Consider the following 14,011-nt stretch of genomic DNA (forward strand, 5'->3'; position numbering starts at 1 on the left):
AAGTTGAGAAGGCGTCACGGGTATACCGGACATCGATCAGTCGAGCAGACCGTCGGCGCGCTGGACGTATCGGGCTTCCGCCAGAATGTGCTGCTCCGAGACGCGCCCATACAGCTGGCGCGTGCGTTCCAGTCGCCCCACCACTCCCGGCGTTTCGGAATAGGCGAAGATCGCCGTCAGTCGGGGCACCTCACCTGAGACCCGCGTGACGCGGTGCAGACTGAACCGCCCCTTGAACAACTGCAGATCCCCCGGGTTGAGACTCAGGGTCTTCACCGCTTCACGCGACTCTCCCCGGATCACTTCGCCCACGGCAGCGTAATGCTCATCGTTGGGGGTGCGGATGCCGGGACAATACTCGAACTGACCACCGCTCTCGGGCTGTTGGGTCATCATGGTGACGATGAATTCGTTGGTGTCGTAGTGCCAGGGTTGCTCGGTGCCCTCTGGCAGCACGTTGAGCACGAGCCCGGCAAAGGGGTCGGCATACTCGTACACCCGCTCGCGCCCAAGACAGGCCGACACCAGTTGCTTCATGGCCTGCGAGACGTACAGCCGCTGCATCAGGCTATCGGCAGGAATCATGTCGCGCGTCACGAAGCCACTGGTGCGGGTCATGAACAGGCGACGCGGATCCTGGTGGGGCAAGCGGTCGTCATCGGCCGTGAAATAGGCATTCACCTCGCGAGTGTTGAAGAACGCGCACTCGGCGAGGCGAGCCGTTTCCGCTTGCATCTGCGCCAGGCGCTCCGGACGCAGAAAACCTCTCAATACGGCGCATCCCTCACGCTCGAGATCTTCTCGCGCCTTGGCGATCGTGGCCTCAAGCGCTGGAGATCGGGGGTCATGCAGGGGGTAACGCTCGGTATCGACCAACGCGGAGAGATCGACGGTCTCGGCATCGGCCAATGGCGGGGGCATCGCGGAAGTCAGGTCATTCACGGAGGTATCCTCACGTCATGGGTCTGGGGGGACAAGACAGCTCGTGGGTCAGGCACTATGCTGGCCAGAATCCATGCATTTGAGAAACGAGTCATTCCAATGAAATCCATCGGCAGACCCGATACATCAAGCGTGAACGCGCCTCGCCCCTTGCCCTCGCTGGATACGGATCTGCTGCTGGCATTCGTGACCGTCGCCGACAGCGGGAGCTTCACTCAGGCGTCACGCCATCTGCACCGTACCCAGTCCACCGTCAGTCTGCGCATCAGCACCCTCGAGGAACGACTCGGCTACCGACTGCTGATACGCACCAGTCGGCATATGGAATTGACCGATGCCGGTCGAACCTTTCTGCGCTACGCACGCCGCATCCTGCAATTGCAACGTGAAGCCGTGGCTGCCCTCGGTGAAAACGACCACCCGATCACGTTGCGCCTCGGCTTGCCGGAGGACTACGCCACCACCTGGCTGCCGCAGCTACTGGCACAGATCAGTGAGCGTCATCCCCAGATCCGGCCACACATCCACTGCCGGATGTCCACGGAACTGCTGGAACAGCTCGATGCCGGTCAGCTGGATCTGGTCATCGCGGTCAGTCACAACCAACAACGCCAGGGGGAATTGCTGTCTCGCGAGCCTGTGGTGTGGGCGGCGCATCAACGCTTCGTGCTGGACCCCGGCGCTCCGCTGCCATTGGCACTGTTCCCTGAGCAATGCATCTATCGCGAACGGGCCTTGTCCGCCCTGACGCAGGCCGAACGCAGCTGGCGTATCGATTCCACCAGTCAGAGCCCCAGCGGCTTGAGAGTCATCGTCAATCAGGGCCATGCCATCACGGTGGCAGATCGACGTTCGTTGCCTGAAGACTGGTATGAACTGGGTGAGGACATGGGTCTGCCAACGCTGCCTACCGCGGAGATCGAACTTCATCGTTCCCCCAGCCTGACGCACCCGATATTCGATACCTGTGCGGAGATGATTCGCGACTTGTTGCGAGACGAGGCTCAGACCTGAGGCGGAAGGTGCCGCCCATGCGGTCTTGCTGCTTATGCACGAATTTTCACTATCCCGAATACGCCCTCCACGCATCCATTGACGACAGCCGAGAAGATTTTTCTCTTACCACTGCCCTACGCTGCACGGCAGTTCACTGCATGCCCCTGATCGACTGGCGCCCTCCCCGGCAACATCGCAAGACACGACAACAAGAACGAGGAAACTCACATGTTCGGAGCATCCGTGCGTCCACTGGTCTTCTGGCCACCTTTCATTCTGCTGTTCGCCTCCGTATTGGCGAGCTTGATCGATCTGGACAGCTTTCTGGCTGTCACCACCAATCTCAACAACCAGGTACTCAGCAAGTTAGGCTGGTTGTTTTCCATCACGGCGCTCAGCATGGTGGTGGCCTGCCTCATCGCCTATCTTTCGCCACTGGGCCGTACCCGTATCGGCGGCGAGAACGCGACGCGACTGTTGTCCCCATGGCGTTGGTTCTCCATCACGTTATGCACCACGTTGGCCGTAGGCATCATGTTCTGGTCGACCGCAGAGCCGCTTTATCATCTTCACTCGCCGCCCACTTCGCTGGACATTGCCGCCAATAGCCCGGAAGCCGCGCGGTTCGCGCTCTCGACCATGTTCCTGCACTGGTCGTTCACGCCCTATGCGATCTACACCGTCCCTGCGCTGATCTTTGCCCTGATGCATTACAACCTCGGCAAGCCCTTCTCGCTCGGCACCCTGTTCGTGCCGCTGCTGGGAGACCGACTGATCGGTCGCAAGGGACGTGTGCTCGATGCACTCGCGCTCTTCGCCCTGGTCTGTGGCATGGCGTCGTCCCTCGGCACAGGGGCCATGACCCTGGCAGGCGGCATCGACCGCTTCCTCGGCACTGGCTCGGGTCCGCTGATGCTGGGCATCGTCACCCTCGCGATCGTACTGTGTTTCACCGCTTCAGCGGCCAGTGGTCTGCAGAAGGGCATCGCACGCCTGTCCGCCATCAACGCCAAGGCCTTCTTCGCCTTTCTCATCTTCGTGTTCGCCTTCGGTCCGACGCTGACCATCCTCGGCTACGGCACGGAAGCGGCTGGCGAGTACTTCACCAACTTCATGAGCAAGAATCTGTTCACCGGGGCCTTCGACAATGATCCCTGGCCACAGAGCTGGACCATCTTCTACTGGGCCAACTGGATGGCATGGGCACCGATTTCCGCCCTGTTCCTGGGCAAGATCTCGCGGGGCTATACCGTGCGGCAGTTCATGCTGATCAACATGGTGGCGCCCTCGCTCTTCTCGATCATCTATGTCGCGGTGTTCAGCAGCACCACGATCAAGCTGGATATGGAAAGTGGCGGCGCCCTGTATGGCATCCTCTCGGATTCCGGCGCGGGCTCGGTGATCTACGCACTCTTCGATGAGCTACCGATGAGCTCTCTGGTGGGGGGGATCTTCCTGGTCATCGCCTTCCTGTCCTTCGTGACAGCGGCCGACTCCAATACCGACGCCATCAGCCAACTCTGCAGCTCGGATAGCCAGGAGGCTCTGGCAGGCAACGAAAGCGAAGACCGCAGCAAGGGGCGACTGATGATGAAGATCATCTGGGGCTCGACCATCGGCGCCGTCGCCTGGATCATGACCTCCTTCGTCGGCATCGACGGCATCAAGATGCTCTCCAATCTCGGCGGCGTGCCGGCGCTGTTCATCGTCATCGGCGCGACTGCCTCGTTGATTCGACTGGTCTCCATCGGTACCGCCAAGATCGGCCTCGAGCACACGCCGTCACGCAGTTATTCGGCAGAAGCCCATCAGCGTTGGCAATCTTCCCAGTCCAGCTGAGCCAACTCGAGATGGCGTGATACTGCAGTCCTCAAGAGAAAACCACGACACCCCCGGGCCGAGAGGCGACGGGGGTGTCGTGGTTTTCTCTTGAGCGTCATGGCCCGCGCGGTGGCGTAGACCCTGCGGCCCGCGTGGCGGTCAGAACGCGCGCACCTCTGGAGTAATTTTTGACAGAACTTTCCGCAAATCCTGCCAGCGCATTACATGAACGCGCGCGTATATACGCCGTTGATGAGCGAATCTCAACGCTGACAAAACAGAAATTTATGAGTTAGCATCCGCATCCTCATAAGAAATTATAGGAATGCGCATGTTTGGTTCATCCGTCCGCCCACTCGTCTTCTGGCCACCGTTCATCCTGCTGATGGTTGCGGTGGCCGCGAGCCTCATCAATCTTGAAGGATTCCTCGCGACCACCACCACCCTGAATGACTGGGTGCTCGACAAGTTCGGTTGGCTGTTCTCGATCACGGCGCTTGCCATGGTGGTAACGTGCCTGGTGACATACCTTTCACCATTGGGACGCACGCGAATCGGCGGAGAAAATGCCAGTCGGATTCTGACGCCATGGCGCTGGTTCTCCATCACGCTGTGTACCACCCTGGCCGTTGGCATCATGTTCTGGTCAACCGCAGAACCGCTCTATCATCTGCATACTCCGCCAGGTTCACTGGATGTGGCTGCCAATACGCCTGAGGCTGCCAGATTCGCACTATCGACCATGTTCCTTCACTGGTCATTCACGCCGTATGCCATCTATACCGTCCCCGCCTTGCTGTTTGCCCTGATGCATTACAACCTGGGAAAACCCTTCTCTCTGGGGACGCTTTTCGTGCCATTGATCGGTGACAGGCTGATCGGTCGCAAGGGGCGTGCGCTGGATGCATTGGCGTTGTTTGCGCTGGTCTGCGGCATGGCATCTTCGCTGGGAACCGGTGCCATGACGCTTGCCGGCGGCCTGGATCGCTTCCTGGGCACCGGTACCGGCACCATGATGCTGGGTCTGGTGACTCTGGCCATCGTGGCCTGCTTTACCGCTTCCGCGGCCAGCGGTCTGCAGAAAGGCATCGCGCGTCTGTCCGCCATCAATGCCAAGGCCTTCTTCGTCTTCATGGCCTTTGTCTTCCTGTGTGGCCCGACCCAGACCATTCTCGGCTACGGCACGGAAGCGGCTGGCGAGTATTTCAACAATTTCATGCAGAAAAGCCTGTTCACCGGTGCCTTTGATGGTGATCCGTGGCCGAAGAGCTGGAGCATCTTCTACTGGGCCAACTGGATGGCATGGGCACCGATTTCCGCCCTGTTCCTCGGCAAGATCTCCCGTGGCTATACCGTGCGTCAGTTCATGCTGATCAACCTGGTCGCACCGGCCCTGTTCTCGATTACCTATGTCAGTGTCTTCGCAAGCTCCACCATCGAATTCGATATGCAGAGCGGCGGCGCGCTGTATCAATTGTTGAATGATTCAGGTGCCGGTTCCGTCATCTATGCCCTGTTCGATGAGCTTCCGATGAGCGGCCTGGTCGGCATCGTCTTCCTGATCATCGCCTTCCTGTCCTTCGTGACGGCGGCTGACTCCAATACCGAAGCGATCAGTCAGCTGTGCAGCACCGACAGTCAGGCTGCCATGGCCGGAGACAGCGATGAAAATACCAATGACCGCCTGCTCATGAAGATCATCTGGGGCTGCACCATCGGTGCCGTCGCCTGGATCATGACCGCATTCGTCGGGATCGATGGCATCAAGATGCTCTCCAACCTCGGCGGTGTCCCGGCGCTGTTCATCGTGATTGTCGCGACAGCCTCCCTGCTGCGCCTGGTGTCGATCGGTACCGCCAAGATCGGTCTCGAGCACACGCCTTCCCGCAGTTACTCCCCGGAGGCCCACCAACGCTGGGAGAGCACACGCAAATCGTCGGCAACCTCGCAGTAGACTGCGATTGATGCGTCACAACGAAAACGCCCTGCACATTGTGCAGGGCGTTTTTTGGCCTAGAGAAAGCAACCATCTTGTTGCGTGAAATATAAACAACTCCTTATAGAAATATCTTTGATAACATTACCGCTCAAAAAGCCGAAAGTTATTTTTATAGAAGTCAGTTATCTTCAACTGCTGAAATACCCATAACATATAGCTCACGCCAACAGAGGCTATGAGTGATGCAGCAAAGGCATACCCCCACGGCAATAACTGAACACTCATTACCATCACTGCGCTAAAGGCTACCAGACTCAGCATTCCAAGCTGTGTCGCCGCCAATGTCGCTCTGGCAACCTCGGCTCCATACCGTTGGTGAAGTGTCAAGGCAATGGTCAGCATGCCAATCGGGAAACTCAAGGCAATACCAGAGACAGATGGAGCAATATCGTCCAGTACTACTGTGGCAAGACAGACAATAGTTCCTGCGAGTGCACCACGGACTACGAGATCCCCCCATCGTGGAGGTGATACTGACAGCGCGCGCGCAAGTCCCAACCCACGAGTAAATCTTAAAGCCAGGCAATGGGAAGACAGGAACACGACAAGAGCCAGCCCAAGCCCACCCGGCATCAGTCCGGCCAAGGCTGCTACCGGCAACCATAGAAGCGCTGCAAGTACACCACTCAGGGTGGCACCTCTATGAGCTGCCAGCAGCACATACCCCAGGCAAAAGGCAAGGGTCGCCAACATGGCATGCAGGGTACCGAGCGCAGCATCAGCCACAAACGTAGCCGACTGTTCCTGCAGCATAAAGAAGTAACCCGGCGCCAATACGATAGGCGTTCCCGCCAATACTCCACCAAGTTTGGGGCCCAGTCGCATCACGGCGACTGACACGCCGATCACGATCAGGGCAGTCGACAACCATTTGACCAGCAGAAGCCCTAACATCAACACACTCCCGCGTGATTACATGACATCGCCACTATTGGGACCTAGACACTGCCCGAGGTAGAGATCGCCGTCAGGTGAAGCCGCCAGCATCAGTGCCGTTGGTGCTACCTCTTCCGCTCTACCGAAACGTCCCAAAGGAAGCTCTGCCTCCTTTGCGGCAATCCACTCGGAACTCAGGCCTTCCAGCATAGGCGTCAGAATCGGGCCTGGGGCTATCGCATTGGTCAGAACATTGTAAGGTGCCAGCTCTCGTGCCATCGACTTGGTCAGCCCCAATACACCGGCTTTAGCCGCACAGTAGTGTGATAATCCCACACCTCCCTTGAGTGCCAGCTGTGAGGCGATATTGATGATACGCCCCTGCTTTCGCTCGACCATGTGCGAGGCAACGTAGCGACTGATCAGGAAGACCCCGCGTAAATTGATACCGATCATGCGATCAAAGGTCTCAGAGGTCATTTCCAGGAAGGGAGTTTCATCCAGAATGCCAGCGCTATTGACCAATACATCAATGACCTGATGCTTCGCAATCACGCTATCGATCATGTTCTTGACTGACATTTCATCAGAGGCATCAACGACATGGGTGCTGATGCGAGTCTCGAGCGACTTTGCAGCCTTGCCGCAGGCTTCGACATCACGATCGGCAATTGCAATGGTAGCGCCTTCCGCATGATACAGATTCGCGATGGCCAAACCGATTCCACTCGCACCACCGACGATCAGAGCCACCTTGCCATGAAGTTTCTGTGACATGGAACATCTCTCCAGCAATAGAGAAGGAACGGGGCAGGGACTCTGCCCCGTCATTCAGCGATCAGCTCGGCCAACGAACCGTCAGCCCACCATCAACGATCAACTGCTGACCGGTGACATAGGAAGCATCATCACTGGTCAAGAAGCGTACCGTACGGGCAACTTCATCAGCACGCCCTACTCGCCCTGCCGGAATGACCTTGCCTGCAGCAACCAGACCATCAGGGCCTAGCGAGTTGACCGGATCAAGCGACTGAGGAGTCTCGATCAAGCCCGGTATCAGGGTATTGACTCGAATGCCACGCGGGGCAAGCTCCACTGCAAGTGATTTCACCAGCCCCATCAATCCACTCTTAGCAGCCGCGTAATGGCAGTGATTGTCCCATCCGTAAACGCCACCAGCGATGGAGGAAATTGCCACCATGGCACCCGGCCCCTTCATGACACGCGAGGCGCTGCGAAATACTCGCATGACACCAGTCAGGTCCACCGACAACATGTCATTCCAGGCATCGTCGGATAGCGTTTCCAACGGAGACTGACGCAGAATCCCTGCTCCCGCCACGGCAATATCCAACTGCCCGAAAGCCTCAGTGGCTGCCTGAGCGAGAGAGTCGCATTGGTCTCCATCACGGACATCCACCGCTACGGCAATACACTCGCCACCAGCCTCCCTGACGGCTGACAAGGTATCTTCGATATCATGAGGATCACTGGGGTAATACCCTGCGACTACCTTTACCCCAGCCTTGGCGTAACTGACCGCCAGGGCTTGACCAATTCCGCTGGCAGCCCCGGAGATGATCGCCACCTTGCCAGCCAAACCATCGTCACGTGTCAAGGAACTCATGCGACTGCCTCCTTTAGAACATCCTCTTCAGGGTGATCCACCTTGCGAGTCCCCAACATCAGAAGGCCACTGAGCATCAATGGCAGAGACCCCGCCAGGATAGCGGCCCACGTCATGCTCACCCCTGCCGTCAGTAGCACGGAGACCAAACCGGAACCGACGATAGCTCCCACTGGGGCCATCACGTGGGCGACATTGGCTCCTGTACCACGGACGTGAGCCGGGAAAGACTCCCCCATGTAGAACAGGATGGCGGCGAACGGGCCAAGCAAGAAGAACAGCGTGATGGCATACATCATGTAGACAAAGCCATCACTGGCCGGGCCCAACAGCATCACTACACTAGCGATGCCGCCCAACAGGAAGCCCAACATCACCGTCGTGCGACGGCCAATGCGATCCCCAAGCCAACCATGTGTCAGGTACCCCACGAAGCCCACCGCATTGGCCAGGATCAAGACATACAAAGAGCTTTCAAAACTTACGCTTTTCGCTTCCACCAGGACTGTCGTTCCCAACACGGCAAAGACCTGGATCGCCATCCAGCTGAATAACCAAACCAATGACAGCGAGATGGTATGACGACGCAGTTCTGGCCCGAACACCCCTTTGAGCCCAAGGTTATTGCCTGTATTGACTTCAATATCATGCTCGGCAGCCAATGCGGCAGCCCCGGCAGCATCACCCGATTTACGACGACGCTCAACTTCCTTGATGGCAGCGAACACCGGCGATTCCGGCAGTTTCATGGCCATCACGATGACGATGATCGACGCACAGGCCGCCACAAAGAAACTGCCACGCCAGCCAACGACTGGCAGTAGCATTGCCGTCATCCCGGCCGACAGCAGCGCCCCTACTGGCCAGCCGCTCTGGACAAGACTGAACATGAAGCCGCGACCCTTGGCTTTCTTGTAGATCTCATTGAGGTATACGGCATTGACGACTTCTTCAGAGACAGCAAAGCCTGAGAAAGCTCGAATGATCACCATTGATGCCGCACCAATAGCGATCCCGGACAGGCCGGAACTAAGTGCTCCGCCGATCACCAGTAGAATCAAGGTATTCTTGCGGCCGAAGCGGTCAAGCATGGTGCCGACAACCAGAGAAACGGCAAACACGCCAATCGTCGCCCAGGTATTGACCGCTGTGGCCTTGGCAGTAGTCCACCCGAAATCATCAGCAATCACGGGTAATAGTGTGCCAAATAGGGTGTAGTCATAGACCGAAGCCACCCAGGCAATGAAGCAAACCAGAGAAGCATAGCCGATCTGCTTATTGGTAATTTCAGCATTCCAAGGTTCATCTGCGCTTGCAGCCTGCCCCTTGACTATTACATTCGACGTTCGTTCAGTCATCCTCATTACCCTCTCATTTGATTGTCGTTATATAGGGGTTAAGGGGGGTGCATCATTTGCGTGGATTACGTGCCGCGAAATCATCGGCAATTTCGTCGAAAGTACAGAAACGAACGCCTTCATGACTCTTCATATGCTCGATAAGACGTTCAAGCATCATCAGCACCTGAGGGCGACCTGACACATCCGGATGAATCGTCATGGTGAAGACGGCGTAGTCATTTTCGCGATAGACCCAATCGAACTGGTCCTGCCACATCTCTCCCAAGTGGCGAGGGCTAACGAAGCCATGGCTATTGGGTGCCTTCTTGATAAACATCATTGGCGGCAGGTCGTCGAGATACCAGTTGGCGGGAATTTCGATTAGATCCGTTTCCTCACCACGCACAAGCGGTTTCATCCATTCCTTGGCTGATTTCGAATAATCAATCTTGGTCCAGGAGTCACCAACACGAACGTAGTAGGGATGAAAATCATTATGCATCAGGCTGTGGTCGTACTTGATTCCGCGCTCAAGCAGCAGCTCGTTGGTCACCGGACTGAATTCCCACCACGGCGCGACATAACCCGTCGGGCGCTTGCCTGACAGTTTGGTCACCAAGTCGATGTTGTAATCCAGCACGTCGCGCTCCTGCTCGCGCGTCATGGCGATCGGATTTTCATGGCTATAGCCATGTACGCCAACCTCATGTCCCGCCTCTACCACCGCCTTCATCTGCTCCGGGAATGTCTCGATACTGTGGCCAGGAATGAACCAGGTGGTCTTCAGGTCGTAACGCTCGAACAGCTTGAGCAATCGCGGCGCCCCGACTTCCCCAGCAAATAGACCGCGCGAAATGTCGTCAGGAGAATCTTCACCACCGTAGGAACCCAGCCAACCGGCTACTGCATCAACATCGACCCCAAAAGCACACAGAATCTCTTTCTTCGCCATCTTGACCACCTCGTTAGTGAACTTGTCATGGTGTGCTGTCGTTCTCACCTTGCACGTATGGGCCGAACGACGGCATGGCAGTGATCACACCCGCCCTGAATTGGAGACTGGATACAAAGGTCATTTTTGTCAAGAAGATGTGTAGATCGACATACATCTCGATCAGCGCATAAACACTGACCCAGGAATAGAGGTTTTGCGGCTAACTTATTAACTGAAAAGCGATTTACACGAGAACGATGGAATCGAGAGGAGTGGTGCACTTCATGCCAGCTTTCGACCAAAGGCTAAAGCGTCTAGGATCATTTTCAACAATGATCATTTTTAAGAAGAAACGTATACAGACACCATTTTAGATGGGCGACGTGATGACGCGGAAGCACGCCAGACAGCACGAGGCAGCGAGAGACTACTTGAGGGGGAAGGGAGCGCAATGGCTCAGCGTGCGATACCACGAGGCAGCAGTTCCACTACCTCGTGACACGCATCACCATCAGGGGGAGAACCTATGGCATTCGTCGAAATATCACACCTTAGACGATGCGAAGCAGGTAGGGAGGAAGGTCTGGCTCAGGGAATACTGACAGGACTTTCAAGCGCCGCCGAGTCCGCTCTGCAGCCGCTTGAAGATGGGATTGCAGACTGGAAGCTGCAGCGTCGAATGCCCCATAGATCAGGTGATCAATGACCAGCTTGTGTTCCATCAGCAGCGGCTCGTGCCTCGGCACCCCCAGCATCTGAAAGAACATTCGATTGACGATCATCGGTAGCTGGCTCTGGGCAATCATCTCACTGGCCTTACGGTTGCGATAATGACGCAGACACTGCTGATGCAGGTCATTTTCCAGCCTGGAAATCGTGGCGACACTCTGTTCTTCGGGGTGATCAAGCAGACGCTGTAATCGCGACCGCATGTCCATGAGTTCAGCACGCTCCAACATGGGACCAGAAGCTCTCAGAGCTGCTGGTTCAAGCAGTACTCGAATCTCGAAATCCTCAGCGACGGCCTGTGCAGTCAAGGGCCCCGCCAACCAGTGCGAGTGACGATCCTTCTCGACAAGACGTTTACTGCGCAAGCGCCCCAGGACCTCCCGAGCCACGGTTCGACTTACCCCATAGAACTCGCTTAGCGCCGTCTCGATGATGCGGAAATGCCCAAAGGCCAGACACATCGCCACGGCCTCCTCCACCTCCGCATGAATGCGCTCTGCAGCCGGTCGCGTGTCCACGACCGGCGCTTCCTCATGCCCCAGCCCCAGCAGCTGAGGTGTCAGCGGTTCACGTGATGGTGTCACGGCATCAGGATCCGGGGTCGCCAAGAAGCCGCGACCCTCGAACCGACTGATGAGGCCTTGTTCATGAAGCAGTTCCAGGGCTTTGCGTACCGGCCCACGACTAGTCCCGAACAGTCGCGCGATAGGACCCTCCAATAACACAAGGTTGGTGGGCATGCGCTCGGACAGAATCGCTTCTCGCAGAGAATCTTCAATCATCGCATAGCGCGGGGCACGACTCTCCTGACGCTTGGTAGAACTGTTTGCACTGGCCAGAACCCATTCCTCCATGATGTCGCCGGATCACTCTGGACCCGCGGGATCCTCCCCGACGAAGCCTCTGTCACCAGGGGTCGACGGTCCGGAACATTTTGACACTTCGCTCACGCTCTTTCGAGCATGCGAAAAAATGACTTTTTCTACCGCCTCCAAAGCCGCTTTGCGCTTACTTGCCTTTGATAACCCGATTTTCTCACTGAAAAACCCGACTCAGAAATGGTTATGCACTAGTTGCGCGGCGAGGTACAGGTTTCAAAGGTTGCCAAAAAATGATTTTTGTATCCATACTGCATTTATGCGATCTGGAGACAGCCCTATGCTCTTCGACGCTATCGCACTCCAATAACAACCATCCAACTCTGGAGCGATGCCGTGGAACACACTCAGCATGCCCCCCTACCTGACCGATCAAACGCAGCTTCCGATGATGCTCAACATCTTCTGAAAGCTTCCATTCTGCCGGTATGGTTGAACCAGAGAACCATTGGCTTCCTCGGGTTCATCTGGCTATGGATCGGCATGGCGGTCATCATTGCGACATTCCAGCTCGGTGCAGGCGGAGTTGCCGGGCTCCCCTTGCTGCATGTCGTGGCAATCATCTTCCTCGCCAATCTCGCTCTGGGTATCGTGATGACCCTGACTGCCGATATCGGCACTGAACATGGGCTATCGTTTGCCGTGTATCTACGGGCTCCTTTCGGGCTCAAGGGGACTCACCTGCCTGCCGTATCACGCGGTATCGTGGCGGCGATATGGTTTGGGGTACAAACCTACCTCGGTGCCATAGCGCTCAATGGTATCGTCGAATATCTATGGGGCTTCGATAACTGGGTGGTCTGGTACGTGCTCTTCGCGGCCATTCAGATCATCAATACGGCTCTTGGCATACGCGCCGTGGAGCTCCTGGCCTCCATTGCCGCCCCCTGCATCGTCGCGATCTCCGTGTGGATGTACTTCACACTCGATGTACTGGCCAAGACGCAAGGCATCAATATCTGGACCTTTGTCGGTGATCAGAACGTCGCAGCGCTGGGGCTATTCTTTGCCAACATGGCATTCTGGTCAGCATTGGCCGTCGACATCCCCAACTTGACACGCTTTCTCAAGACCACCGGTGGGCAACGCAACTTCCTTGCGCGAAATCGCAACGTCCTCGTCGCTCAATTTGTTGCGCTACCTGTCACACAAGCATGGATCGCGCTGATCGGCGGTGTGTCATTCATCGCGGCAGGTGACTGGAACCCTGTCACGGTCATTCAGGGTCAAGGTGGAGGACTGACGCTGATTGCCCTGTTGGCAATGGTCATCCTCGCTCAATGGTCGACCAATAACGCCGCCAACTTGATTCCTGCAGCTCTTACCTTCGTGAATGCGGGTGCACCGCGTGTGAGCTACCCGATGGCCCTGGTTATCGCGGGCATCATCGGCACGGCCTCCATGCCCTGGTTGATTCTCGACAACCTGTTTGCCTTCCTGAGCTACTACGGTGCCGTACTATCGGCAGTAGGCGGCATCATGGTGGCGGATTATTACCTGCTTCGTCGCCGCCGACTCAATGTTCCGGCTCTGTATTCTCCCACCGGTCAGTTCCGCTTTTTCAAGGGCTTCAATCCGGCAGCTCTCATTGCCTGGATCACGGGTGGCTCCATGGCCCTGATCTTTCTCGAGTACGCCTACGCCGTTGGTTTCGTGACAGCTCTGGTGGTCTATGTACTGCTGATGAAGGGCTGGATACTGCGACACTACCCTCAAGAAGAGATCGACTCCGGTTTCAATGATCGCTTCTTGGCAACCTCGGTAGGCCGCAACTGGGTCTATACCCAACAAGGACACTTCGAGCGCTTGAAAACTGACGACATTCCGACCAGTGCTCTCAAGCGTGAAGATCGCTGATTTGTCCGATAG

The 14,011-nt window shown here is 56.7% G+C and carries 11 protein-coding genes; 4 read left to right on the forward strand and 7 right to left on the reverse strand.

The features are described from left to right. Positions 1 to 36: 36 nt before the first annotated feature. On the reverse strand, positions 37 to 942 hold the full coding sequence (locus BFX80_RS10955) for a HalD/BesD family halogenase (protein ID WP_338079098.1): 906 nt from the start codon (positions 940 to 942) through the stop codon (positions 37 to 39). Positions 943 to 1,074: 132 nt separating this feature from the next. On the opposite strand from BFX80_RS10955, the gene BFX80_RS10960 reads away from it, so the two are divergent. The 3 genes from BFX80_RS10960 to BFX80_RS10970 all read left to right on the forward strand — a co-directional run bounded on the left by BFX80_RS10960 (position 1,075) and on the right by BFX80_RS10970 (position 5,713). After that, entirely contained in the window at positions 1,075 to 1,956 is an 882-nt protein-coding gene (locus BFX80_RS10960; RefSeq protein WP_240499544.1) for a LysR substrate-binding domain-containing protein, read from the forward strand. Between the two features lie 210 nt (positions 1,957 to 2,166). Further along, positions 2,167 to 3,777, forward strand: coding sequence for a BCCT family transporter (locus BFX80_RS10965; protein ID WP_084208901.1), 1,611 nt, complete (start codon positions 2,167 to 2,169; stop codon positions 3,775 to 3,777). A gap of 313 nt (positions 3,778 to 4,090) precedes the next feature. Next, the gene (locus tag BFX80_RS10970; RefSeq protein ID WP_084208902.1) at positions 4,091 to 5,713 is read left to right on the forward strand and encodes a BCCT family transporter; all 1,623 of its coding nucleotides are present in this window, start codon (positions 4,091 to 4,093) and stop codon (positions 5,711 to 5,713) included. A 126-nt stretch (positions 5,714 to 5,839) separates the two neighbouring features. Here BFX80_RS10970 and BFX80_RS10975 read toward each other — a convergent pair whose 3' ends face one another. The 6 genes from BFX80_RS10975 to BFX80_RS11000 form a co-directional block, all read right to left on the reverse strand. Further along, complete coding sequence (locus tag BFX80_RS10975; RefSeq protein WP_084208903.1) at positions 5,840 to 6,652, reverse strand: hypothetical protein; 813 nt, start codon at positions 6,650 to 6,652, stop codon at positions 5,840 to 5,842. A gap of 18 nt (positions 6,653 to 6,670) precedes the next feature. Then, on the reverse strand, positions 6,671 to 7,411 hold the full coding sequence (locus BFX80_RS10980) for an SDR family NAD(P)-dependent oxidoreductase (protein ID WP_084208904.1): 741 nt from the start codon (positions 7,409 to 7,411) through the stop codon (positions 6,671 to 6,673). 61 nt (positions 7,412 to 7,472) lie between these two features. Next, positions 7,473 to 8,261, reverse strand: coding sequence for an SDR family NAD(P)-dependent oxidoreductase (locus BFX80_RS10985; protein WP_084208905.1), 789 nt, complete (start codon positions 8,259 to 8,261; stop codon positions 7,473 to 7,475). Further along, complete coding sequence (locus BFX80_RS10990; protein ID WP_084209749.1) at positions 8,258 to 9,619, reverse strand: MFS transporter; 1,362 nt, start codon at positions 9,617 to 9,619, stop codon at positions 8,258 to 8,260. Before BFX80_RS10990 ends, BFX80_RS10985 begins: the two co-directional genes overlap by 4 nt. Before the next feature lie 52 nt (positions 9,620 to 9,671). Next, positions 9,672 to 10,553 carry a polysaccharide deacetylase family protein gene (locus BFX80_RS10995; protein WP_084208906.1) on the reverse strand — a complete coding sequence of 294 codons (882 nt, stop codon included), beginning with the start codon at positions 10,551 to 10,553 and terminating at the stop codon, positions 9,672 to 9,674. A gap of 533 nt (positions 10,554 to 11,086) precedes the next feature. After that, on the reverse strand, positions 11,087 to 12,118 hold the full coding sequence (locus BFX80_RS11000) for a GntR family transcriptional regulator (RefSeq protein WP_084208907.1): 1,032 nt from the start codon (positions 12,116 to 12,118) through the stop codon (positions 11,087 to 11,089). A gap of 360 nt (positions 12,119 to 12,478) precedes the next feature. Between BFX80_RS11000 and BFX80_RS11005 the strand changes: the two genes are divergently transcribed. Continuing rightward, complete coding sequence (locus BFX80_RS11005; protein WP_240499545.1) at positions 12,479 to 13,999, forward strand: NCS1 family transporter; 1,521 nt, start codon at positions 12,479 to 12,481, stop codon at positions 13,997 to 13,999. The last annotated feature ends 12 nt before the right edge of the window (positions 14,000 to 14,011 follow it).

The organism is Cobetia marina (genome assembly GCF_001720485.1).
GTDB classification, from domain to species: Bacteria; Pseudomonadota; Gammaproteobacteria; order Pseudomonadales; family Halomonadaceae; genus Cobetia; species Cobetia marina.